A 21,494-nucleotide genomic window follows, 5' to 3' on the forward strand; every position below is an offset into this window, starting at 1 on the left:
GCCGACGCGGCGCGTTCGATTCCGTGCGCCCCATGCGTTCTGGCCGGTTGCGTACCTCTTCGTGAAAAGCCGTATTCGCTGTGTGAAGGTTGGGCGTACGCTCGGGCATATGCGTATTGCGGTTTCCTCGGGCGGGACACCTTGGAACCCCGGAGCGGGAAGCGGGTGGGGCCGGTGCGAAGTGGCACGGGAAGGGAAACGGTGGGGGCGATGAACGAGGGTGCGGTCGTTCTGCCCTGGCTCGTCATACGGCAGGACGACAACGGCAATCGCTACCGGGTCGGCCGGTACGCGACGCGGGCCGAGGCCCAGAAGATCGCCGACAGTCTCGACGGCCACGGGCACAGGCAGCTCTACTGCGTCGAGCGCGTGGGGCAGCACGGCGAGAGCACGCGCAACTGACCGTGCGCGACCGGCCGCGCGCGACCGACCGGGCGCGACTGACCGCGCGCGTGCTCCCGTAGGCTCCGGACCATGACCGAACGGATCGTGGTGGTCGGAGCCGCACTGCTCGACGGGGACCGGCTGCTCGCAGCGCGCCGCAGCGCGCCGCCGGAGCTGGCCGGGCGCTGGGAGCTGCCGGGCGGCAAGGTCGAGCCCGGCGAGCGGCCCGACGACGCGCTCGTGCGCGAGCTGCGCGAGGAACTCGGCGTGGACGCCGAGGCGGTCGAACGCGTGCCGGGGGAGTGGCCCCTGAGGCCCCCTTACGTACTGCGGGTGTGGACGGCCCGGCTCCGTCCGGGGTCCCCGGAACCCGAGGCCCTTGAGGATCACGACGAGCTGCGCTGGCTCACCCCCGACCGCCTCTGGGAGGTCCCCTGGCTCGACCAGGACGTGCCGGCCGTCCGGGAGATCGCCGCACGCCTCGGCGCGCGGGCGCGCTGACCGGCGTACGGGACGCACCGGCCGGCGCGTGGCGCGGACCGGGAGGCGGCCGCCGCCCGTCACGCCCCTGGGGGCCGTGTGCCCCGGAGCGGGTACGCCGTTCGTGCCACAGTGTCCCGGCCCGCGCGGTACTGCCCACTGGATACCGGGTATGTGGCCAGTAACCCCATGAAATCGGACATGGGTGGGCTCGTTGGCCTGGGAAGTGATCGGCGTGTTCGACACCGAGGGCGACTGCGCCGAGTGGACGTTCCCGGCGGAACCCGGCGCGGTGCGCGCGGCCCGTACCGCTGTCCGGAGCCAGTTGGGCGGCTGGCAGCTGGATTCCCTCGCCGATCTGACGGCGTTGCTGGTCAGCGAGCTGGTGACCAACTCCCTGCGGCACGCGGACGGTCCCATCGGGCTGCGCCTGGTGCGCCCCGGCGGTCTCGGCGGCACCCTGCTGGTGGAGGTGTCCGACCCGTTGCCCGATCCGCCGCGCGAGCGGGTCCCGCGGCCCGAGGACGAGAGCGGGCGCGGCCTTCAGCTCGTGGCCGGCTCATCCCGTCGCTGGGGCACCCGGCCCGGCGCCGGCGGCAAGACCGTCTGGTTCGAGCTGGCCATCCCCGAATGATGCCCGCGAGTGCCCCACGACCCGGAGCGCGGGCGGGGGCATCAGGGGCACGGCGGGGTGAACCGGGGGTACGCGGGGGGTGCGCGCGCCCCCGCGTGGGTCGGCTCGTGCCCCGGTGCGCAAGCGCGTTGCCGGGCGCGTGGTTCGAGGTCGTGTTCCCTGGTTAGAAGACTGGAAGTGTTGTCGCGGCCCGGTCCGGAAGGCACCCGTACCGAGCTGTGATCGTGAACACCGTGTTGTGCGGCGCCGTAGTGCTGGATACTGCGGGCAGCCGCCCCCGGTGACCGGTGCCGGACGCGGTGAGCTGGAGGGGACGGTTCGCGTGAGCGAGATACCAGCGAAGGCCACGGAGTCCGAGGACCCGTCGGACGGCGCGAGGGGCCGGGCCGCCGAAGAGGCGGCCCCCGCTGACATGTGGCAGAGCAGTCCGCCCGGCTCGATCTACGACTACATAAGGGTCGCCTCCTTCTCCCTCAGCCCCGGCGGTCTGATCGAGCAGTGGAGCCTGCGCGCCGAACAGCTCTTCGGCGTCCCGGCCGGCCGGGCCGTGGGGCTCGACCCGATCGAGGCGTTCGTCGATCCCGACCTGCGCAGTCGTGGTCAGCGCAAGATGGCGGAGATCCTGGACGGCCGTGAGTGGACCGGCGTGGTGCCCTTCCGGATGCCGGACGGGGACGACGGCTCGCGCGGCGAGGAGGGCATGGCGGAGGTCTACGTCATGCCGACCCGGACCGCCGAGGGCGACAAGGCCGCCGTGTGCATCGTCGTGGACGTGCGGACGCTGCGCAGCATCGAGACCGACCTCGCCGCCTCGCAGGCGATATTCGGCCAATCTCCCTTCGGGTTCCTGCTGATCGACACCGATCTGCGGGTGCGCCGGGCCAACATGCGCTTCGCCTCGACCTTCGGCGGCACCCCGGACGACCACCGCGGCAAGGGCGTGCACGACTATCTGCCGCGCGCCGAGGCGGACCGGGTGTCGGCCACCATGCGCCGGGTGCTGGAGACCGGTGAGTCCATCGCCGACATGCACGTCACCGGCTTCGTCCCCGACTCCGACGAGCGCAGGCACTGGTCCATCAACCTCTACCGCGTGCACAGCGGCAGCGGACGCCCCATCGGCGTGGCCTGGCTCGGCACCGACATCACCGCCCGCCGCGAGGCCGCCCGTGAGGCCGCCTCCGCGCGGCGCAACCTCGCCCTGCTCAACGAGGCCGGGGCCCGCATAGGGAACTCGCTCGACCTGGAGACGACCGCCCGCGAACTGCTCGACGTGGTCGTCCCCGGTTTCTGCGACCTGGCCACCGTCGACCTCTACCAGGCGCTGCTGACCGGCGACGAGGCCCCGCCCAAGCTGGCCGACGGCAGCGCGGAACTGCGCCGGGTGGCCTTCGCCAGTGCCGTCTCCGACGAGCCCTTCGGCGGCGCGGGGGAGCGGGTGGAGCTGGGCGCGGTGCACCGCTTCCCCTTCAACTCGCCCTGCGCGGACGCCCTGCGCACCGCCCGGCCGCAGCGGGTGCCCGCCGAGGAGGGCGGGCTGGTGCAGTCCACGCTGGCCGTGCCGATGGTCGCGCACGACACGGTGGTGGGCATCGTGCAGTTCGCCCGTACCAAGGGCAGCGAGCCGTTCGGGGACCGCGACCGCGACCTGGCGGTGGAGCTGGCCGCGCGGGCCGCCGTCTGCATCGACAACGCCCGGCTCTACCGGCGTGAGCACGAACGCGCGTTGATACTCCAGCGGTCCCTGCTGCCGCCCGGCGACCCCGAGGCGTCCGGCCTGGACATCGCCTGCCGCTATCTGCCCGGCAACGCGGCCACCGAGGTCGGCGGCGACTGGTTCGACGTTATCGAACTGCCCGGCCACCGGACCGCGTTGGTGGTCGGTGACGTGATGGGGCGGGGGCTGCGCGCTGCCGTGGCGATGGGCGAACTCCGTACGGCGGTGCGCACCTTGGCGCTGCTCGACCTCGAACCGGCCGAAGTGCTCTCCGCGCTGGACGAGATCGCGCGCGGTCTCGGCACCCCCGGCGGGGTCCAGCAGGCCACCCGGGCGGCGCGCCAGCCGCGCGACGCCGACCTGAGCGAGGTCTACCTCGCCACCTGTGTGTACGCGGTCTACGACTCCGTCACCCGGCGCTGCACCTTCGCCAACGCCGGGCATCTCCCGCCGGTGCTGGTGGAGCCGGGCGAGCCCGCGCTGATGCTGGACGTGCCGCCGGGGATGCCGCTGGGCGTGGGCGGCGAGCCGTTCGAGGAGGTGGAGGTCGATCTGCCCGAGGGCGCCCTGCTCGCGCTCTACACCGACGGTCTGGTCGAGTCCCGCGACCATCCGCTGGACGAGGGGCTGCAGGCGTTCGTGCAGGCGCTCACCGACCCCTCCCGGCCGCTGGAGGACGTCTGCGACCACGTCCTGAACAGCCTCGACACCCGGCACGGCGAGGACGACATCGCCCTGCTCATGGCCCGCGTCCAGGGTCTGCCCGCCGAGTCGGTCGGCGACTGGACGCTGCCGCGCGAGCCGCGCAGCGTGGGCCGGGCCCGTGAGTACGCGCGGGCGCAACTGCTGAGCTGGGACCTGGAGCCCCTGGTCGACACCACGGAACTCCTGGTCAGCGAGCTGGTGACCAACGCCCTGCGGTACGGCGAGGGGGAGATCAGGCTCCGGCTGCTGCTGGACCGCACCCTGGTCTGCGAGGTCTGGGACGCCGGTCTGGTCCAGCCCCGCAGGCGGCGCGCGCGGGACACCGACGAGGGCGGGCGCGGGCTGCAGCTGGTCGGGCTGCTCAGCGCGGCGTGGGGTTCCCGGCGTACGCCGCGCGGCAAGACGGTGTGGTTCGAGCTGCCGCTGCCGGGCGCGGACAGTCCGCTGACCGATCCGGCGGAGGCGCTGCTCAGCCTGTTCTGAGGGGCCCTGCCGGGCGGGCTGGGCGCGTTACGGAGAGCCGTCGGCGCGTGGCGGGCCGGGCGGCCGCGTCCCGAGCCGGACCTGATCGTGTCGGCGGGGGCCCGGCGCGGCCCGGCGGCGGAGAACAGCGCATCGCTGCGCCGCGCGTCCTCGGAAGGCGGCGCTCAGTCCGTTCCGGTCCGGAGGCGGCCGCGCGTCTCCGGCCCGCCGAAGGCGGCCGGCGGGCCGCCGTCCGGCTCCTCGCCGAGCAGTACCCCGCCGAGGGCCGCTCCGGCGGTTCCGCCGGTGCCGGACTCGGGTATGCCGTGTGCCCGTACGTCCCGTTCGGCCAGTTCCAGAGCGCGGCGGGCGAGGACGGCCGCTTCGACGGGGTGGCCCTCGGCGAGGGTGCGTACGGCTGCCGCGAGCAGGGAGCGGGAGTCGGCGCCGGCCGCGCCCCGGTGCACCGCGACGTAGTCCTCCGCCTCGCCGGCGGCTGCCCGGGCGACCAGGTCGGCGGCGGTGTCGAGCACCCCGCTCCGGGCCCCTGGCAGCCGCACCAGGGCGCGGGTGATCCGCCGCAGGGCGTCCAGCGGGTCGTACGGGCCCGCCGTCAGCTCCGTACGGACGGCGGCCAGGGTGGCGTCGGCGCCCGAGGGTGCCGGTGTGTCCGCCGCCAGCACCGCCTCCGCCCCGGTCAGCGCGGCCGGGACCAGCGCCGCGGCCTCCAAGAGCCTGCGGGCCAGCCGGTCCACCCCGGCCACCAGAATCCCGGCCTGTGCCATCGCGCCCTCGGCGCACCGGAGTTGACGCACCGCCCGCCCGTCGTCGCCCGAGTCGGCCGCGCGGCGGGCCTCGTTGAGCTGGGCGGTGGTGAACACCAGCCGGTCCATGGCCTCTTCGGCGCACCCGGTGGCCCGGGCGCCCACCGAGGGCCCGTACCGCTCCCGCAGGGCAAGGGCCGTGGCCCGTGTGCCCGCCGCCCGCGCCCCCAGCCGCCGGAAGGTCTCCTCCGCGACCTCCAGGGGGTGCCGCACGTCGTTCCAGCGCAGCCGGTCCAGTTCACCGGCGCTCGCGTCCAGCAGGCGCCCCGCCTCCGCGCACCGGCCGACGACCGCCACGAGCGCCCGCGTCCGGTCGCCGGGGTCCGCGGGCTCGCCCTCCTCGTACCGGTGCCACAGGCCGAACGCGGCGGACACCTCCGTGCGGGCGGCCTGGACGGCCCGGCGGAACGGGGCGAGGGCCGGCCCGTCCACCACGGCGGCCGCGAAGGGCAGCTCCTCCTCGCTCGCCCGGACGCTGTCGTCGGCCTGGACCAGGGCCTCGCGGACCTGGCGCTCGGACTCGGCCGGGGTGGCGGCGGGCGGGGCGGCGGAGACGACGCCGGGGGCGCGGCTGGGGCGGCGGGAGCGGCGTACGTGCGTGTAGGCGATCAGGACGCCGGCCGTGCCGAGCACGGCGACGGGGAGGATCAGGTCGACGGCGGAGGACTCGCCGGGCGAAGGGGAGTCCCCGGGGTCTTCGGGGGCGGAGTGCGCGGGCGGGGCGGCCGTCGCCGGTTCCTGGACCGCGAGGACCGGGATCGCCAGCCAGCCCGCCCCGGCGACCGCGCCGACCAGCGCGTGCGCGACCCGCACCCGTATGTGCGCCGTGGCGTGCCGGGGGCGGCCCCGGACCAGGGAGGACGTCACCTTTGGGAGCGTATGGGCGGGTACGGGCCCGCGCGAGCGGGCGGGGTTGCGCCGCACGGGTGGGCTTGGCGTGCGGTGCGGTCGTGTCGCCCCGTTTCCCCCGGTGCCGTCGTTTTCAGTGGGCGCATAGATCTGATCAGCTCCATATACCGCCAAAAGTGATCAACACGCCCGCGCCCTTCCGGAGGTAGCAGAGATGTCCCACGACGGCGTCGGCTCACGCGCGGTCCTGCGCGCGACCGCCTTCCTCACCGCGGGCGCACTCGCGGTGCCCCTCCTCGCCGGGTGCGGTTCGGACGAGAAGGCCAGCCGCCCCCTGGCCGGACAGGACATCGCGCAGGTCACCCGGGCCAAGGTCGCCCAGGGCGGCACCATGAAGTGGGCCGTGGACGCGCTGCCGGAGACCCTGAACGCCTACCAGGCCGACGCGGACGCGGGCACCACCCGGATCGCCCAGGCCACGCTCCCCTCGATGTTCCAGCTCGACGCGAACGGACGCCCGGCGGTGAACCCCGCCTACCTGGAGTCCGCCAAGGTCATCGAGACCGAGCCGCGCCAGGTGGTCCTGTACAAGCTGAACCAGCAGGCGGTCTGGAGCGACGGACGGGAGATCGGCGCCGCCGACTTCGTCGCCCAGTGGCGCGCCCTGTCCGGCAAGGACAGCGCCTACTGGACCGCCCGCAACGCGGGCTACGACCGCATCGCCAAGATCGAGCGCGGCGCCAGCGACCTCCAGGTCCGGGTCACCTTCTCCCGGCCCTACGCCGACTGGAAGTCCCTGTTCTCCCCGCTGTACCCGAAGGACGTCATGGGCACCCCGGACGCCTTCAACGACGGCGCCCGGCGCAAGCTCAGGACCACCGCGGGGCCGTTCAAGGTGGAGAAGGTCGACACCGCGGCCAAGGACATCGTCCTCACCCGCAACCCGCGCTGGTGGGGACAGCCCGCCAAGCTCGACGGCATCACGCTGCACACCGTCCCGCGGGACGACCGGGCGGCCGCGCTGGCCGACGGGACCGTGGACGTCGCCGACGTCGACGCGGCGGACGCCGGGCGGATCGGCGGCGCCGCCGGAGGCGCCGGGACCGGCAGCCCCCTCGTGGGCGGCGGCAAGACCTCCGCCAAGAAGCTCCGGTCCTGGGCGCTCGCCCACGGGCTGGAGCGCGGGAAGGTGGCGCACGCCGGGCAGAAGAAGCTGCGCAAGGCCATCACCCGGTACCTGGAGGAGCAGGACGCGCTGCGCTCCTTCGAGGTGCGCAAGTCGCTGGAGCCCGCCTACACCCAGCTCGCCCTGAACGGCTCCGGCGGGGTGCTCGCCGACGAGCGGGTGCGCCGGGCGGTGGCCCGTGCGCTGGACCGCAAGGAGCTGGCCAGGCTGGTGCTCACCCCGCTCGGCCTGCCCGCCGAGCCGGTCGGCAGCCACCTCGCGCTGTCCGGCCAGGCGGCCTACGCCGACAACAGCGGCGCCCTCGGCGGCCAGGACACCAAGGAGGCGCAGGCCCTGCTCGCGGACGCGGGCTGGGTGGCGGGCGGCCCGGTCAAGGCGGAGAAGACCGGCGAGGCCGCGGGCCCCGAGAGCGCCAAGGACGACGAGGACCGGTCCGAGGGCGGCAAGGACGGTGAGTACATCGTCGGCGAGGACGACAAGAACCACGACGACGGCGACGGCAAGCACGAGCGCGGCGACGGCCGCCACCTCGCCCAGGACGGCAAGCAGTACTCCGGCCAGGGCGGCGCCCCCGGCGCGTACGCCCCCAAGGGCACCGCGGCCCCGGCCGGCGCGGTCAACGGCCCGCTCGCCAAGGACGGCCAGGCGCTCAACCTCCGCTTCGTGCTCCCCACCGGCGCGGGCTCGCAGACGCTGAACACCGTGGCCGGGCGGATCTCCGCGATGCTGGAGCGGGTCGGTATCCGCACCACCGTCGTGAAGGTCTCCGACGAGAGCTACTTCAAGGACCACATCGCGGCCGGCGACTTCGACCTCGCCCTGTACTCCTGGCCCGCCTCCGCGTTCCCTGCCACCGACGCGCGCCCGATCTTCGCCAAGCCGGCGCCCGCCGCGGACGGCTCGGTGAACGTCGAGCAGAACTACACCCGCGTCGGCACCGACCAGGTGGACCAGCTCTTCGACCAGGCCGCCTCGACGCTGGACGAGGAGGAGTCGCGGGACCTGATCCGCAAGGCCGACACCCGGATCTGGGCGGCCGCGGGCTCCATCCCGCTCTACCAGCGCCCTCAGCTGGTCGGGGTGCGGAAGACCCTGGTCAACGTCGGTGCCTTCGGTTTCCAGACGCCCGTCTACGAGGACATGGGCTTCCTGAAGAAGGGCGCGAAGGTCGCGCCGAGCCCGTCCAAGAGCTGATCGTGAACTGACCGGAACCGGCCCTTGTGGCCCTGCGGAGGCCGTCCCCCGCAGGGCCACGTACCATGGGGTGAGGCCGTGGCGTGTCCAGCCCGGCAGGTCCCGCGCAAGAGAATCCCGCGCAGGGCAGTCCGCACACTCCGGGAGAACGCCGCAATATGGCCACGCGCCACGACATCCGTAACGTCGCCATCGTCGCCCACGTCGACCATGGCAAGACCACCATCGTCGACGGCATGCTGAAGCAGGCCGGCGCGTTCGCCGCCCACCAGCTCGACTCCGTCGACGACCGCATGATGGACTCGAACGACCTGGAGCGTGAGAAGGGCATCACGATCCTCGCCAAGAACACGGCGGTGAAGTACCACCCCAAGGACGGCGGGGACCCGATCACGATCAACATCATCGACACCCCCGGCCACGCCGACTTCGGTGGCGAGGTCGAGCGTGGTCTGTCGATGGTGGACGCGGTCGTCCTGCTCGTCGACGCCTCCGAGGGTCCGCTCCCGCAGACCCGCTTCGTGCTGCGCAAGGCGCTCCAGCAGCGGCTGCCCGTCATCCTGTGCATCAACAAGACGGACCGCCCCGACTCGCGCATCGACGAGGTCGTCAACGAGACCTACGACCTCTTCCTCGACCTGGACGCGGACGAGGAGCAGATCGAGTTCCCGATCGTCTACGCCTGCGGCCGTGACGGCATCGCCTCGCTGACCAAGCCGGAGAACGGCACGGTCCCGGCGGACTCCACCAGCCTGGAGCCGTTCTTCTCCACGATCCTGGAGCACGTCCCGGCCCCGACGTACGAGGAGGACGCGCCGCTGCAGGCCCACGTCACCAACCTCGACGCGGACAACTTCCTCGGCCGTATCGCGCTGCTCCGTGTCGAGCAGGGCGAGCTGCGCAAGGGCCAGACCGTCGCGTGGATCAAGCGTGACGGCACGGTCCAGAACGTGCGCATCACCGAGCTGATGATGACCGAGGCGCTCACCCGCAAGCCGGCCGAGGTGGCGGGCCCCGGTGACATCTGTGCCGTCGCCGGTATCCCGGACATCATGATCGGTGAGACCCTCGCCGACCCGGAGAACCCCGTCGCGCTCCCGCTGATCACGGTGGACGAGCCCGCGATCTCCATGGTCATCGGCACCAACACCTCGCCGCTGGTCGGCCGCGGCGGCACGGGCAAGGGCGCGGACGCCAAGTCCGCGGTCAAGGACCGCAAGGTCACCGCCCGCCAGGTCAAGGACCGCCTCGACCGCGAGCTGATCGGTAACGTCTCCCTCCGCGTGCTCGACACCGAGCGCCCGGACGCCTGGGAGGTCCAGGGCCGTGGTGAGCTGGCGCTCGCCATCCTGGTCGAGCAGATGCGCCGCGAGGGCTTCGAGCTGACCATCGGCAAGCCGCAGGTCGTCACCCAGCAGATCGACGGCAAGACCTACGAGCCCGTCGAGCGCATGACGATCGACGTCCCCGAGGAGCACATGGGCGCGGTCACGCAGCTCATGGGTGTCCGCAAGGGCCGCATGGACAACATGTCCAACCACGGCTCCGGCTGGGTCCGCCTGGAGTTCGTCGTCCCGTCGCGCGGCCTCATCGGCTTCCGTACGGAGTTCCTGACCAACACCCGTGGTACGGGCATCGCCCACTCCATCCACGAGGGCCACGAGCCGTGGTTCGGCACCCTGACGACCCGTAACAACGGTTCGCTCGTCGCCGACCGCTCCGGTTCGGTCACCGCGTTCGCGATGACGAACCTCCAGGAGCGCGGCGTGCTGTTCACCGACCCGGGCACCGAGGTGTACGAGGGCATGATCGTCGGCGAGAACTCGCGCTCCGACGACATGGACGTGAACATCACCAAGGAGAAGAAGCTCACGAACATGCGGTCGGCCTCGGCCGACTCGTTCGAGGCGATCGTCCCGCCGCGCAAGCTCTCCCTGGAGCAGTCGCTGGAGTTCTGCCGCGACGACGAGTGCGTCGAGGTGACCCCGGAGGCGGTTCGCATCCGCAAGGTGGTGCTCGACCAGAAGGAGCGCGGCCGCACCGCCAGCCGTGCCAAGCACAACTGACGTCTGAACAATCCGGCCTGAGCGCCGGGTGGTTGAGCCCGGCCGTCCCCGTCTCGGGGGCGGCCGGGCTTTTTCGCAACCTGTTTTCGCCCGGGCGGCGGGGGTGCGGGTGTCCGGAACGCGGAGATCCCGGACCGATAGCCATGTAACACGTCCGTTTCGTGGCCTTCAGTAGGGGAGATGTTTGTCCGGTTTTTGGAAGTTCGGCCCGTCAGCCGTGACTGAATTGAGATTTAAAGACTGTGGTCGCCATGTGGCTCATGGCAGATAGTTAGCCGCGTACCGCTCGGGTCAATGGGTCACGCGCTGTGGGGACAGCGCCGACTCACGAGCACCAGAGGGTGTCTGAACTTCCGTCAGGGGTGTCGGGAGAAAGACGGGAACCCTCTCCTGTTGGTGAACACGTGAAGTCATGAGGAGGGAACCCCCATGCGCGGTGTCACAGGCGCCAAGCGGAGCTGTCCGTCGCTTCCAGCGGTCTGATCCGGCCATAGAACTACGCGCGTCCGGCTGCGGTTTCGCGCGCTGTCCAGCTTTCCCGGAACCTCCCGCACTCATATCTGCGAAACGGACGAACCGTGACAAGTCCTCTCGACATCGAGGGCGGCGGGACTTCGGTCGTCGTCGACGGCGAACCAGGGCCGCTGACGAAGGCCGAGACCGCCCAGCTCGAAGGCCGTTCTCCCGGCCGGCTGATGTGGCTGCGCTTCAAGCGCGACCGCACCGGCGTGCTCTCGGCCTGTGTGGTGGCCTTCTTCTTCGCGATCGGGCTGCTCTCACCGCTGATCTCCAAGCTGTACGGCAAGGACCCGTACACGGTGTACGCGGACGAGCGCCCCGAACTGTTCGACAGCGCGGGTGTGCCGGTGCAGCCCAACGGCGGTATCAGCGGCGAGTTCTGGTTCGGCCTCGAACCGGGCAACGGGTACGACGTCTTCACCAAGCTCATCTTCGGTATCCGTACCTCGCTGATGATCTCGCTGGCCGTCACCATAACCGTCGTCCTCACCGGCATCCTGCTCGGGGTCGCGGCCGGCTACCTCGGCGGGCGCGTCGACTTCGTCATCGGCCGGGTCATCGACTTCCTCCTCGCCTTCCCGGCGCAGTTGTTCTTCATCGCGAGCATGCCGGTCGTCGTCTCGCTGTTCGTCAGCCCCCGCGACGAGACCCCCACCTACGTCCGGGTGTTCGCGCTGATCATCGTCCAGTGGTTCCTGGGCTGGATGAGTCTCGCCCGCATTCTGCGCGGCACCTCGCTCGCCCTGCGCGAGCGGGAGTTCATCGAGGCGGCGAGGGTCAGCGGGGCCTCGCCGTGGCGGATCATCAGCAAGGAGATCCTGCCGAACGTGGTCACCCCGCTGCTGGTGCAGGCCACCTACCTGCTGCCCGCGTTCGTCACCGCCGAGGCGGGACTGTCCTTCCTGGGCGTGGGCATCGTCGAACCGACGCCGGACTGGGGGCAGATGTTCTCCAAGGCGTCCACCGAACTGGTGATGCAGAACGACATCACCTACATGTTCTTCCCCGGCATCTCGATGATCATCTTCATCGTGGCCTTCAACCTGCTCGGGGATTCGGTCAGGGACGCGTTCGACCCCAAGTCGGCGCGCTGACCGTCCATTTCGCACCACAGCATCGCACGCACAGCACTACCAGCAGTTTCTCCGCACTGGTGACACAGAACGCACTGGTGACACAGAGATGGGTGGGAACCTCGTGACGAGTAGGGGCGGACGCCACGCATACGGCGCGCTTTCCGTGCTCGCGGCCGGAGCGCTTGTGCTCACCGGTTGCAGCAAGGGCGGCAGCGACAAGGGCGGCGACGACGACAAGCAGCAGCAGAACGCCCAGCGCCAGCAGGCGCTGATCGAGTTCGGTGACGCGAAGGCGTCCACCGGACCGGCCGCCGAGGTGCCCGGCGCCAAGCCCGGCGGCACCCTGGAAGTGCTCCAGCGCGACAGCTACGCGCACCTCGACCCGGCGCAGATCTACGTCGCCGACGAGGGCTCGCTGGCCACGCTGCTGCACCGTGGCCTGACCGGCTACAAGGCGACCGGCGACGACGGCAGCAAGCACGAGGTGGTCGGCGACCTCGCCACCGACTCCGGCACCACCACCGACGGCGGCAAGACCTGGAAGTACACGCTCAAGGACGGCATCAAGTTCCAGGACGGGACGCCGATCACGTCCAAGGACGTCCGGCACAGCGTCGAGCGGCTCTTCGCGCCCTTCATCAACCAGGGCCCGACCTTCGTCCAGCAGTGGCTGGCCGACTCGCCGGGCGCGACCTACCGCAAGCTGCTCAAGGACGGCCCCTACAAGGGCAAGCACCTGCCGGACTCGGTGCTGGAGACGCCGGACGACAAGACGATCGTCTTCCACTTCAAGACCCCGCACGCCGACCTGCCGTACGCGCTGGCCATGGCGGGCTACGGGATCGTCTCCCAGAAGGGCGACACCAAGGAGCGCTACGACAAGGCGCCCGTGACGACCGGCCCGTACAAGGTCGAGTCGTTCAAGTCCGGCAAGTCCATGGTGCTGGTGAAGAACACCAACTGGGACCCGAAGACGGACCCGATCCGCCACCAGTACATCGACCGGTTCAACTTCACGTTCAACCAGCAGTACGAGGCGTCCACCAAGGCCCTGCTCGCCGACGGCGGCAAGGACCGGACGGGCATCAGCTTCAACAACCAGGTCGACGCGGGCAACCTGTCCTCGGTGCTGAACGACGCGAAGCTGAAGTCGCGCACGGTCTCCGGCTACCAGTCGTTCGTCGGCCAGATGAACATCAACATGAGCCACAAGCCGATGCAGGACAAGACGGTCCGCGAGGCCATCGCCTACGCCCTGCCGGTCACGCCGTTCGTCCGTGCCTACGGCGGCACCGACGCCATGGAGGTCGCGGGCGGTCTGATCTCCCCGACCGTCTCCGGCTACGACGCGGCCTTCGACCCGTGGGGCAAGAAGAAGAAGCCCGCCGGTGACGCGGCCAAGGCCAAGGAGCTGCTGAAGAAGGCCGGCAAGCTCAACATGAAGCTGACCTTCGGTTACATCAACACCCCCGAGGGCCAGCAGTACTCCACCGCCATGGCGGCGGGCCTGAAGAAGGCCGGCTTCGACGTCCAGCGCCAGGAGATCCCGGCCGAGACCTACTACGACCAGGTCTCCAAGCTGGACAACAACTACGACATCTTCCACACCGCGTGGGGCGCCGACTGGCCGTCCACCTCGACCGTGATCCCGCCGCTGTACGACGGCCGCGTGATCGCCGAGGGCGCGCAGAACTACTCGCAGGTCAACGACCCGAAGATCAACAGCGAGATCGACCGGATCGGCAAGATCACCGACCCGGCGAAGGCCGCGTCCGAGTGGGAGAAGCTCGACCAGTACATCGTGAAGGACGTCATCAACGTCGTCCCGACCGCGTACTACAAGCAGACGCAGATCGCCGGTTCCAAGGTCGGCGGCCTGGTCTACGACGACGTGCTCAGCGGGATCGACCCGCGCCGTCTGTTCATCAAGTAACCGCCCTCGCCCGGCGTCCGGCGCGCACCCGCGGGGGGCGCGCCGGGCCCGGGCCCCGGACCGCCGACGTCAGAGAGCTGCCCCTGTCATGCTGCGCTTCCTCGTCCGCCGGACCCTCGGTGCCGTCGTCATCCTCTTCCTGCTCAGCATCGTCACGTTCATCCTGTTCTTCGGGGTGCCGCGCGACCCGGCGCTGCTGATGTGCGGCAAGACCTGCAACCCGGAGGCCATCGAGAACATCCACCATGTGCTCGGCCTCGACAAGTCCATCCCCGAGCAGTACATGATCTTCCTGCACAACATCGCCGTGGGCAGTGACAGCTTCGCCCAGGGGCCGTGCCCGGCACCCTGCTTCGGCTACTCGTACCACACCAACGAGCAGGTCTGGGGCACGCTGATCGACCGGCTGCCCACCACGGTCTCGCTGACCATCGGCAGTGCGGTGATCTTCCTCGCCATCGGCATCGGGGCCGGTCTGGTGGCCGCCTGGCGGCGCGGCACCATGGTCGACAAGGTGGCGACGGCCGGCGCGATGGTCATCAGCGGTATGCAGATCTACTTCCTCGGCCCGCTGGCCCTGGCGCTCCTCGTCTACCAGACCCACTGGTTCGAGAAGCCCGGCTACAACGACTTCACCGCGAACCCCGTCACCTGGTTCTCGGGGCTGATCATCCCCTGGGTGATCCTCTCCACCATCTTCGCGGCGCAGTACACCCGTATGGCGCGCTCCTCGATGATCGAGCAGCTCCAGGAGGACCACGTCCGCACCGCCCGCGCCAAGGGCATGTCCCGGCGGTACGTCTTCTTCCGGTACGCCTGGCGCGGTTCGCTGATCCCGATCGTCACCATCTTCGGCATCGACCTGGGCTCCCTGCTCGGCGGCGCCATCATCACCGAGTGGACCTTCGGTCTGCCGGGGCTCGGCCAACTTTCCGTGCAGTCCGTCTACTTCAGCGATCTGCCGCTGCTGCTCGGCGTGATGCTGTTCGCCGCCGCCATGATCCTGCTCTTCAACATCGTCGTCGACGCCGCGTACGCCTTCATCGACCCGCGCGTGCGGCTGTCCTAGGAGCACTGTCGTGACCACTTTGACCAAGGAGGCCGGCGGTCCGGCCCCGGCGGGCGCCGGTCCGCTGCTGTCCGTGCGTGATCTGCACGTCAGCTTCAAGACCGAGGACGGCATCGTACGGGCGGTCGACGGGCTCTCCTTCGACCTGGAACGCGGCAGGACGCTCGGCATCGTGGGCGAGTCGGGTTCCGGGAAGTCGGTGACCAACCTGACCGTGCTCGGCCTGCACAACCCGATGTTCACCACCGTCGAGGGCGAGATCCTGCTGGACGGCCGGGAGTTGACGACCGCACGGGAATCGGAGCTGGAGAAGCTGCGCGGCAACAAGGTCGCCATGATCTTCCAGGACCCGCTGACCGCGCTCTCCCCCTATTACACGGTCGGCCGGCAGATCGCCGAGCCGTACATGAAGCACACCGGCGCCTCCAAGCGGGAGGCGTGGAGCCGTGCGGTGGAGATGCTGGGCAAGGTCGGCATCCCCAACCCCAAGGCGCGGGCGGCCGATTACCCGCACCAGTTCTCCGGCGGTATGCGCCAGCGCGCGATGATCGCCATGGCGCTGATCTGCGACCCGGACCTGCTGATCGCGGACGAGCCGACCACCGCGCTGGACGTGACGGTCCAGGCGCAGATCCTCGACCTGCTCAAGGACCTGCAGCAGGAGTTCGGTTCGGGCATCATCTTCATCACCCACGACCTGGGGGTGATCGCGGACATGGCCGACGACATCATGGTGATGTACGCGGGCAGCGCGGTGGAGCGCGGTTCGGTCGATGCCGTGCTGCACGCGCCCGAACACCCCTACACCTGGGGTCTGCTGAACTCGATGCCGCGGCTGGACTCCGACCCGTCCATCGCGCTCACCCCCATTCCGGGTGCCCCGCCCTCCCTGCTCAGCCCGCCCTCGGGCTGCCGCTTCCATCCCCGCTGTCCCTTCCGGGACCGGGTCGAGGGCGACCGGTGCGTCACCGAGCGTCCGCTGCTCGGGGCGCGGGAGTCGGCGTGTCATCTGACCCCGGCGCAGAAGCGGGACATCTTCGTGGACGAGATCAAGCCCCGGCTGGGCTAGGGCGTGAAGGAGGAACCGTCATGACAAAGGACCTGCTCGTGCCCACTCCGCGGGGCGAGGGTGCCGAGGCGGGCGGCGAACCGCTGCTGGAGGTCTCCGGTCTGACCAAGCACTTCCCGGTCAAGGGGGGTTTCCCGATCCGGCGTACCGTCGGCGCGGTCCAGGCGGTGGACGGTGTCGACCTGTCGGTGGGGGTGGGGGAGAGCTTCGGGCTGGTGGGTGAGTCGGGCTGCGGCAAGTCCACCACGGGCCGGCTGATCACCCGGCTGATGGAGCCGACCGCGGGCACGATCTCCTACCGGGGCAAGGACATCAGCCATGCCTCGCGGCGGGAGCTGGCGCCGATCCGGTCCGAGATCCAGATGATCTTCCAGGACCCCTACTCCTCCCTCAACCCGCGCCAGACGGTCGGCAGGATCATCTCCGGGCCGATGGAGATCAACGGCATCGAGCCGTCCGGCGGCCGCGAGAAGCGGGTGCGGGAGCTGCTGGAGATCGTGGGTCTCAACCCGGAGCACTTCAACCGCTTCCCGCACGAGTTCTCCGGCGGCCAGCGCCAGCGCATCGGTGTGGCGCGGGCGCTCGCGCTGGAGCCCAAGCTGATCGTGGCCGACGAGCCGGTCTCCGCGCTGGACGTCTCCATCCAGGCGCAGGTGGTGAACCTGCTCCAGAAGGTGCAGCGTGAGCTGGGCATCGCGTTCCTGTTCATCGCGCACGACCTCGCCATCGTCCGGCACTTCTCGCAGCGGGTGGCGGTGATGTACCTGGGCAAGATCATCGAGGTGGGTGACCGCGACTCCATCTACAACCGCCCTCGCCACCCGTACACCCACGCCCTGCTCTCCGCCGTGCCCGAGGTGAGCGTGGCGGGCGAGGACGCGCCGCCGCGCGAGCGCATCCGCCTCGCCGGTGACGTGCCGTCCCCGATCGACCCGCCCTCGGGCTGCCGCTTCCGCACCCGGTGCTGGAAGGCGCAGGACAAGTGCGCGACGGAGGAACCGCCGCTGGTCCGGCTCGACGGCAACCGCGCCGGTCACCTGACCGCCTGCCACTTCCCGGAGGAGCCGACGACCGAGGCCCGCGACGAGGACATCGTCCTGGACCCGGCGCTGGTGGCGCTGGAGGAGGACGTGGCCAAGGAGTAGGGCCTCTCTTCCGGATCAGGCCGGCTCGGGTCGGCAAGATCCGGAAGAAAAGCCCTAGGAAGCCGCCACGGCCACGGTGATGATCTCCGGGGACGCGGGGGTGAGCGGACTTCGGTCCCAGTCCCCGTGGCGGGCGAGGACGTGCAGGCCGGCGTCGGCGAGGAAGCGGTCCAGTTCGGCGGTGGTGAGGAAGCGCAGGGCGTTGCGGCCGACGGCCGGGGCCGGCCAGGTGTCGCACGCGTAGGTCTCCGTGAAGCCGACGACGCCGTTCGCCGGTCCGTGCGTCACCTCGTGGCTGACCCGGATCTCCGTGCCGTCGGGGCCGGTGATCGTGTGCACCCGGTCCGGGGTCCAGCGCTCCCAGGCGCGGGCCTCGGGGTTGCGGGTCTCGAAGACGAAGCGCCCGTCCTCGGTCAGGGCTTCCCGTACGGCGTCCAGGCACTGCCGGATGTCCTCGTCGCGGACCAGCTGCTGGAAGGCGTGCCCGGTCATCACCGCGAGCGCGAACTCCCGCTTCCACCGCCCGCTGCGGGTGTCCCCGAGCACCCACTCGATGTCCGGGGTGCCCCGCCGGGCCTGGACCAGCATGGCCGCGGCCGGGTCGAGCCCGGTCAGCCGTCCCGGATGCCCCTCGGCGCGGGCCCGGCGCAGCAACTGCCCGGTGCCGCAGCCGATGTCGAGCACGGAGCGCGCCGTCCGGATCAGGCCGAGGTGGAAGTCGTCGCCCGGGCCCCACGGGTTGAGGGCGTCGTAGTGCGCCGCGAGCGACAGGTCGTTGAAGGGGTGCGCTGCCACCGGGGCAGTCTCACACGGGCACCGCGGAGCGCGTGCGGGCCGGCGAACGATTCCGGCCACCTGGCGCGGGTCCACCGGGGAAAGGCGGAAGGCCCGCGTCGGGGTGGACGCGGGCCTTCGGTCCCCTGGAACAGGACATTCGGGGCTCGGGTCAATGGGCCGGTGAAAGTCCGTTCCGCAGGCGGCGGTCGACGAAAGGGGTGTGTCAGACCGCTTCCTGGGGGGTCTTGGAGAGACTGGCGACCGGAATGATCTCCTGTGACTCCGGGTAGTGGCAAGCCGTGAGGTGGCCGGGCTTGTTGCCCTCGGCCTCCACGAGCGGCGGGGCCTCGGCCGCGCACTTCTCCGTCGCCTTCCAGCAGCGGGTGCGGAAGCGGCAGCCGGAGGGCGGGTCGATGGGGGAGGGCACGTCCCCGACCAGACGGATGCGCTCGCGCGGAGTCTCGTCGACGGTGGCCTCGGGCACGGCGGAGAGCAGCGCGCGGGTGTAGGGGTGGCGCGGGTTCTCGTAGAGGTCGTCGCGGTCGCCGATCTCCACGATCTTGCCGAGGTACATCACCGCGACGCGCTGCGAGAAGTGCCGGACGATCGCCAGGTCGTGCGCGATGAACACGAAGGCGATGCCGAGTTCGCGCTGCACCTTCTGGAGCAGGTTGACGACCTGGGCCTGGATGGAGACGTCGAGTGCGGAGACCGGCTCGTCGGCCACGATCAGCTTCGGGTTCAGGGCGAGCGCGCGGGCGACGCCGATGCGCTGGCGCTGGCCGCCGGAGAACTCGTGCGGGAAGCGGTTGAAGTGCTCGGGGTTGAGACCCACGATCTCCAGCAGCTCCCGCACCCGCTTCTCGCGGCCGCCGGGCGGCTCGATGCCGTTGATCTCCATCGGCCCGGAGATGATCTTGCCGACCGTGTGCCGCGGGTTCAGCGAGGCGTACGGGTCCTGGAAGATCATCTGGATCTCGGACCGGATCGGGGCGAGTTCCCTGCGCCCGGCGTGCGTGATGTCCTTGCCGCGGTACGCGATCCGGCCCGCGGTCGGCTCCATCAGCCGGGTGATCAGCCGCCCGGTGGTGGACTTGCCGCAGCCCGACTCGCCGACCAGGCCCAGGCTCTCGCCCTCGGCCACCTGGAAGTCCAGTCCGTCCACGGCCTGGACCGCGCCGACGGTACGGCGGATCGGGAAGCCTCCCTTGATCGGGAAGTGCTTGGTCAGCCCGGAGACGTCCAGGAGGGGGGTGGAGTCGCTCATGGTGGTGAAATCCCGTCTCGTGTACGTCAGATGGCCTTGCTGGCGGCAAGGCCGGCGAGGAACTCACGGCGCTGGCCGTCGGAAAGGTGGCAGGCGTTGCCGCGGCCGTCCTCGATCTGGAGCGGCGGGCGCTCGGTGGCGCACCGGTTGCCCTCCACCTTCTCCGCGAAGGCGCAGCGGGGGTGGAAGCGGCAGCCGGTGGGCGGGTTCAGCAGCGAGGGCGGGGAGCCGGGGATCGGGTTGAGCGGCACGTCGACCGGGCCGTCCAGGCTCGGCATGGAGCCGAGCAGGCCCCAGGTGTAGGGGTGCTGCGGGGTGCGCAGCACCTCCTCCTTGGGGCCGCGCTCCACGCAGCGGCCGCCGTACATCACCAGCACGTCGTCGGCGACGTCCGCGATGACGCCCAGGTCGTGGGTGATGAAGATGATCGAGGTGCCGAACTCCTGCTGGAGGTCCTTGAGCAGGTCCATGATCTGGGCCTGCACGGTGACGTCCAGCGCGGTGGTCGGCTCGTCCGCGATCAGCAGCTTCGGGTCGCAGACCAGGGCCATGGCGATCATCGCGCGCTGGCGCATGCCGCCGGAGAACTCGTGCGGGTAGTTGTCCACCCGGCGGTCGGGCTGCGGGATGCCGACCCGGCGCAGCATCTCGATCGCCCGCTCCCGCGCGGCCTTCTTCGAGGCACCGGTGTGCTTGCGGTACACCTCGCCGATCTGGGTGCCGATGGTGTGGTACGGCGACAGCGAGGCCAGGGCGTCCTGGAAGATCATCGCCATCTTGTTGCCGCGGAGCTTCTCCAGCTTCCGCTCCGGGGCGCCGAGCAGCTCCTCGCCGTCCAGCAGGATCTGGCCCTCGATCGTGGTGTGGTCGCGGTCGTGCAGGCCCAGGATCGTCAGGTTGGTGACGGACTTGCCGGAACCGGACTCGCCCACGATGCCGAGCGTCTGGCCCTTGGCCAGGTCGAAGGTGAGTCCGTCGACGGCCTTGACCATGCCGTCCTCGGTGGAGAAGTGGACCTTGAGGTCCTTGACGGAGAGGAACGGCTGCTGATGGGTGCTCGTCACGGGGACGCTCCTGGGGGTGATGCGAGGGGTAGGGGGACGGACGGAGGTCAGGCGAGCCGGATGCGCGGGTCGATCATGCCGTAGACCGCGTCGACGATGATGTTGAAGACGACGATCGCGCCGGCCGACAGCAGGGTGACGCCCATGAGCATGGGCAGGTCGCTCTTCTCCACCGAGTCCACCGCGAGCCGGCCCACGCCCTGGAGGCTGAAGGTGTACTCGGTGATCATCGCGCCGCCGATGAGGGTGGCCAGGTCGATGCCGAAGATGGTGACGATCGGGCCCATCGCGCCGCGCCAGGCGAACCGGAAGAACACGTTGCGGCCGGAGAGGCCCTTGGCGCGGGCGGTGCGGACGTAGTCCTCGCTGAGCGTCTCCACGAGCTGGGAGCGCGTCATACGGGTGTAGTTGGCGGTCCAGATCAGCGCGAGCACCAGCCACGGCAGCAGCAGGCCGGAGGCCCAGGCGGCCGGGTTCTCGGTGATCGGCGTGTAGGACGGGTTGTCCAGGACGTCGAGCTTGGCGACGAGGAAGTACATCGCGATGTAGCCGACGAAGTAGATCTGGAGCGAGGAGGCGACCAGCGAGGCCGAGCTGGCCAGCTTGTCCTGCCACTTGCCCTGCTTCACCGCGGCGATCATGCCGGCGCCGATGCCGAAGATCAGGAAGACGACGGCCGAGCCGAAGGCCAGCGAGAGCGTCAGCGGCAGCCGGTCCATGATCGTGCCGAGCACGGGCTCGCGGTTGGCGAAGGAGTACCCGAGGCACGGGGCGCTGCAGTCGCCGAAGTCGCCGTAGCTGCGGCCGACGAAGATGCCCTTGATCCAGTACCAGTACTGCACCGGGACCGGGTGGTCGATGCCCAGGTTGTGCCGCACCTGCGCGAGCATCTGAGGCGTGCAGTTCTTGCCGCACGACATCATGGCGGGGTCACGCGGGATGGCGTAGAAGAGCCAGAAGGTGACGGCGCTGATGATCAACAGAATCGCCAGCGCGCCGAAGACTCGGCGGACGAGGAAGCGGAGCATGGGGCGTGACTTTCCGGACGGGGCGCCGTCGCCGGGGTGAGGGGGG

At 70.6% G+C, this 21,494-nt stretch carries 16 protein-coding genes; 11 read left to right on the forward strand and 5 right to left on the reverse strand.

Translation table 11 applies throughout. The annotated features are described in order from the left end of the window. Positions 1 to 210 precede the first annotated feature (210 nt). The 4 genes from ABZ898_RS00535 to ABZ898_RS00550 all read left to right on the forward strand — a co-directional run bounded on the left by ABZ898_RS00535 (position 211) and on the right by ABZ898_RS00550 (position 4,403). Complete coding sequence (locus ABZ898_RS00535; protein WP_361651325.1) at positions 211 to 402, forward strand: SPOR domain-containing protein; 192 nt, start codon at positions 211 to 213, stop codon at positions 400 to 402. Positions 403 to 474: 72 nt separating this feature from the next. Next, on the forward strand, positions 475 to 885 hold the full coding sequence (locus ABZ898_RS00540) for a (deoxy)nucleoside triphosphate pyrophosphohydrolase (RefSeq protein WP_361651326.1): 411 nt from the start codon (positions 475 to 477) through the stop codon (positions 883 to 885). Between the two features lie 184 nt (positions 886 to 1,069). Then, positions 1,070 to 1,498 (forward strand): ATP-binding protein, encoded by a 429-nt coding sequence (locus tag ABZ898_RS00545; RefSeq protein ID WP_361651327.1) that lies wholly within the window; start codon positions 1,070 to 1,072, stop codon positions 1,496 to 1,498. Between the two features lie 322 nt (positions 1,499 to 1,820). After that, a complete protein-coding gene (locus ABZ898_RS00550; protein WP_361651329.1) occupies positions 1,821 to 4,403 on the forward strand; it encodes a SpoIIE family protein phosphatase in 2,583 nt (860 codons plus the stop codon). Positions 4,404 to 4,567: 164 nt separating this feature from the next. Here the strand turns inward: ABZ898_RS00550 and ABZ898_RS00555 are convergent, their stop codons facing one another. Continuing rightward, positions 4,568 to 6,073, reverse strand: a complete 1,506-nt coding sequence (locus tag ABZ898_RS00555) for a hypothetical protein (RefSeq protein ID WP_361651330.1) — start codon at positions 6,071 to 6,073, stop codon at positions 4,568 to 4,570. Between the two features lie 196 nt (positions 6,074 to 6,269). On the opposite strand from ABZ898_RS00555, the gene ABZ898_RS00560 reads away from it, so the two are divergent. The 7 genes from ABZ898_RS00560 (at position 6,270) to ABZ898_RS00590 (ending at position 17,312) form a co-directional block, all read left to right on the forward strand. Then, a complete protein-coding gene (locus ABZ898_RS00560) occupies positions 6,270 to 8,435 on the forward strand; it encodes an ABC transporter family substrate-binding protein (RefSeq protein WP_361651332.1) in 2,166 nt (721 codons plus the stop codon). A gap of 158 nt (positions 8,436 to 8,593) precedes the next feature. Further along, positions 8,594 to 10,501, forward strand: a complete 1,908-nt coding sequence (gene typA / locus ABZ898_RS00565; protein ID WP_361651334.1) for a translational GTPase TypA — start codon at positions 8,594 to 8,596, stop codon at positions 10,499 to 10,501. A gap of 578 nt (positions 10,502 to 11,079) precedes the next feature. Next, positions 11,080 to 12,114: an ABC transporter permease gene (locus ABZ898_RS00570; RefSeq protein ID WP_361651336.1), complete on the forward strand. Its 1,035-nt coding sequence runs from the start codon at positions 11,080 to 11,082 to the stop codon at positions 12,112 to 12,114. 88 nt (positions 12,115 to 12,202) lie between these two features. Next, positions 12,203 to 14,029, forward strand: a complete 1,827-nt coding sequence (locus ABZ898_RS00575) for an ABC transporter substrate-binding protein (protein WP_361651338.1) — start codon at positions 12,203 to 12,205, stop codon at positions 14,027 to 14,029. A gap of 88 nt (positions 14,030 to 14,117) precedes the next feature. Beyond that, positions 14,118 to 15,098 carry an ABC transporter permease gene (locus ABZ898_RS00580; protein WP_361651339.1) on the forward strand — a complete coding sequence of 327 codons (981 nt, stop codon included), beginning with the start codon at positions 14,118 to 14,120 and terminating at the stop codon, positions 15,096 to 15,098. Between the two features lie 10 nt (positions 15,099 to 15,108). Beyond that, positions 15,109 to 16,167, forward strand: coding sequence for an ABC transporter ATP-binding protein (locus tag ABZ898_RS00585; RefSeq protein WP_361651341.1), 1,059 nt, complete (start codon positions 15,109 to 15,111; stop codon positions 16,165 to 16,167). Between the two features lie 20 nt (positions 16,168 to 16,187). Next, a complete protein-coding gene (locus ABZ898_RS00590; protein WP_361651343.1) occupies positions 16,188 to 17,312 on the forward strand; it encodes an oligopeptide/dipeptide ABC transporter ATP-binding protein in 1,125 nt (374 codons plus the stop codon). Positions 17,313 to 17,366: 54 nt separating this feature from the next. Here ABZ898_RS00590 and ABZ898_RS00595 read toward each other — a convergent pair whose 3' ends face one another. From ABZ898_RS00595 to ABZ898_RS00610, 4 genes are all read right to left on the reverse strand, one after another. Next, positions 17,367 to 18,107 (reverse strand): class I SAM-dependent methyltransferase, encoded by a 741-nt coding sequence (locus ABZ898_RS00595; RefSeq protein ID WP_361651345.1) that lies wholly within the window; start codon positions 18,105 to 18,107, stop codon positions 17,367 to 17,369. 205 nt (positions 18,108 to 18,312) lie between these two features. Next, a complete protein-coding gene (locus ABZ898_RS00600; RefSeq protein ID WP_361651347.1) occupies positions 18,313 to 19,356 on the reverse strand; it encodes a dipeptide ABC transporter ATP-binding protein in 1,044 nt (347 codons plus the stop codon). Between the two features lie 26 nt (positions 19,357 to 19,382). Next, positions 19,383 to 20,420, reverse strand: coding sequence for an ABC transporter ATP-binding protein (locus tag ABZ898_RS00605; RefSeq protein ID WP_361651349.1), 1,038 nt, complete (start codon positions 20,418 to 20,420; stop codon positions 19,383 to 19,385). Between the two features lie 47 nt (positions 20,421 to 20,467). Further along, positions 20,468 to 21,448 carry an ABC transporter permease gene (locus ABZ898_RS00610; RefSeq protein WP_361651351.1) on the reverse strand — a complete coding sequence of 327 codons (981 nt, stop codon included), beginning with the start codon at positions 21,446 to 21,448 and terminating at the stop codon, positions 20,468 to 20,470. Between the last annotated feature and the right edge of the window lie 46 nt (positions 21,449 to 21,494).

The organism is Streptomyces sp. NPDC046860, from assembly GCF_040645115.1.
Classification (GTDB): Bacteria; Actinomycetota; Actinomycetes; order Streptomycetales; family Streptomycetaceae; genus Streptomyces.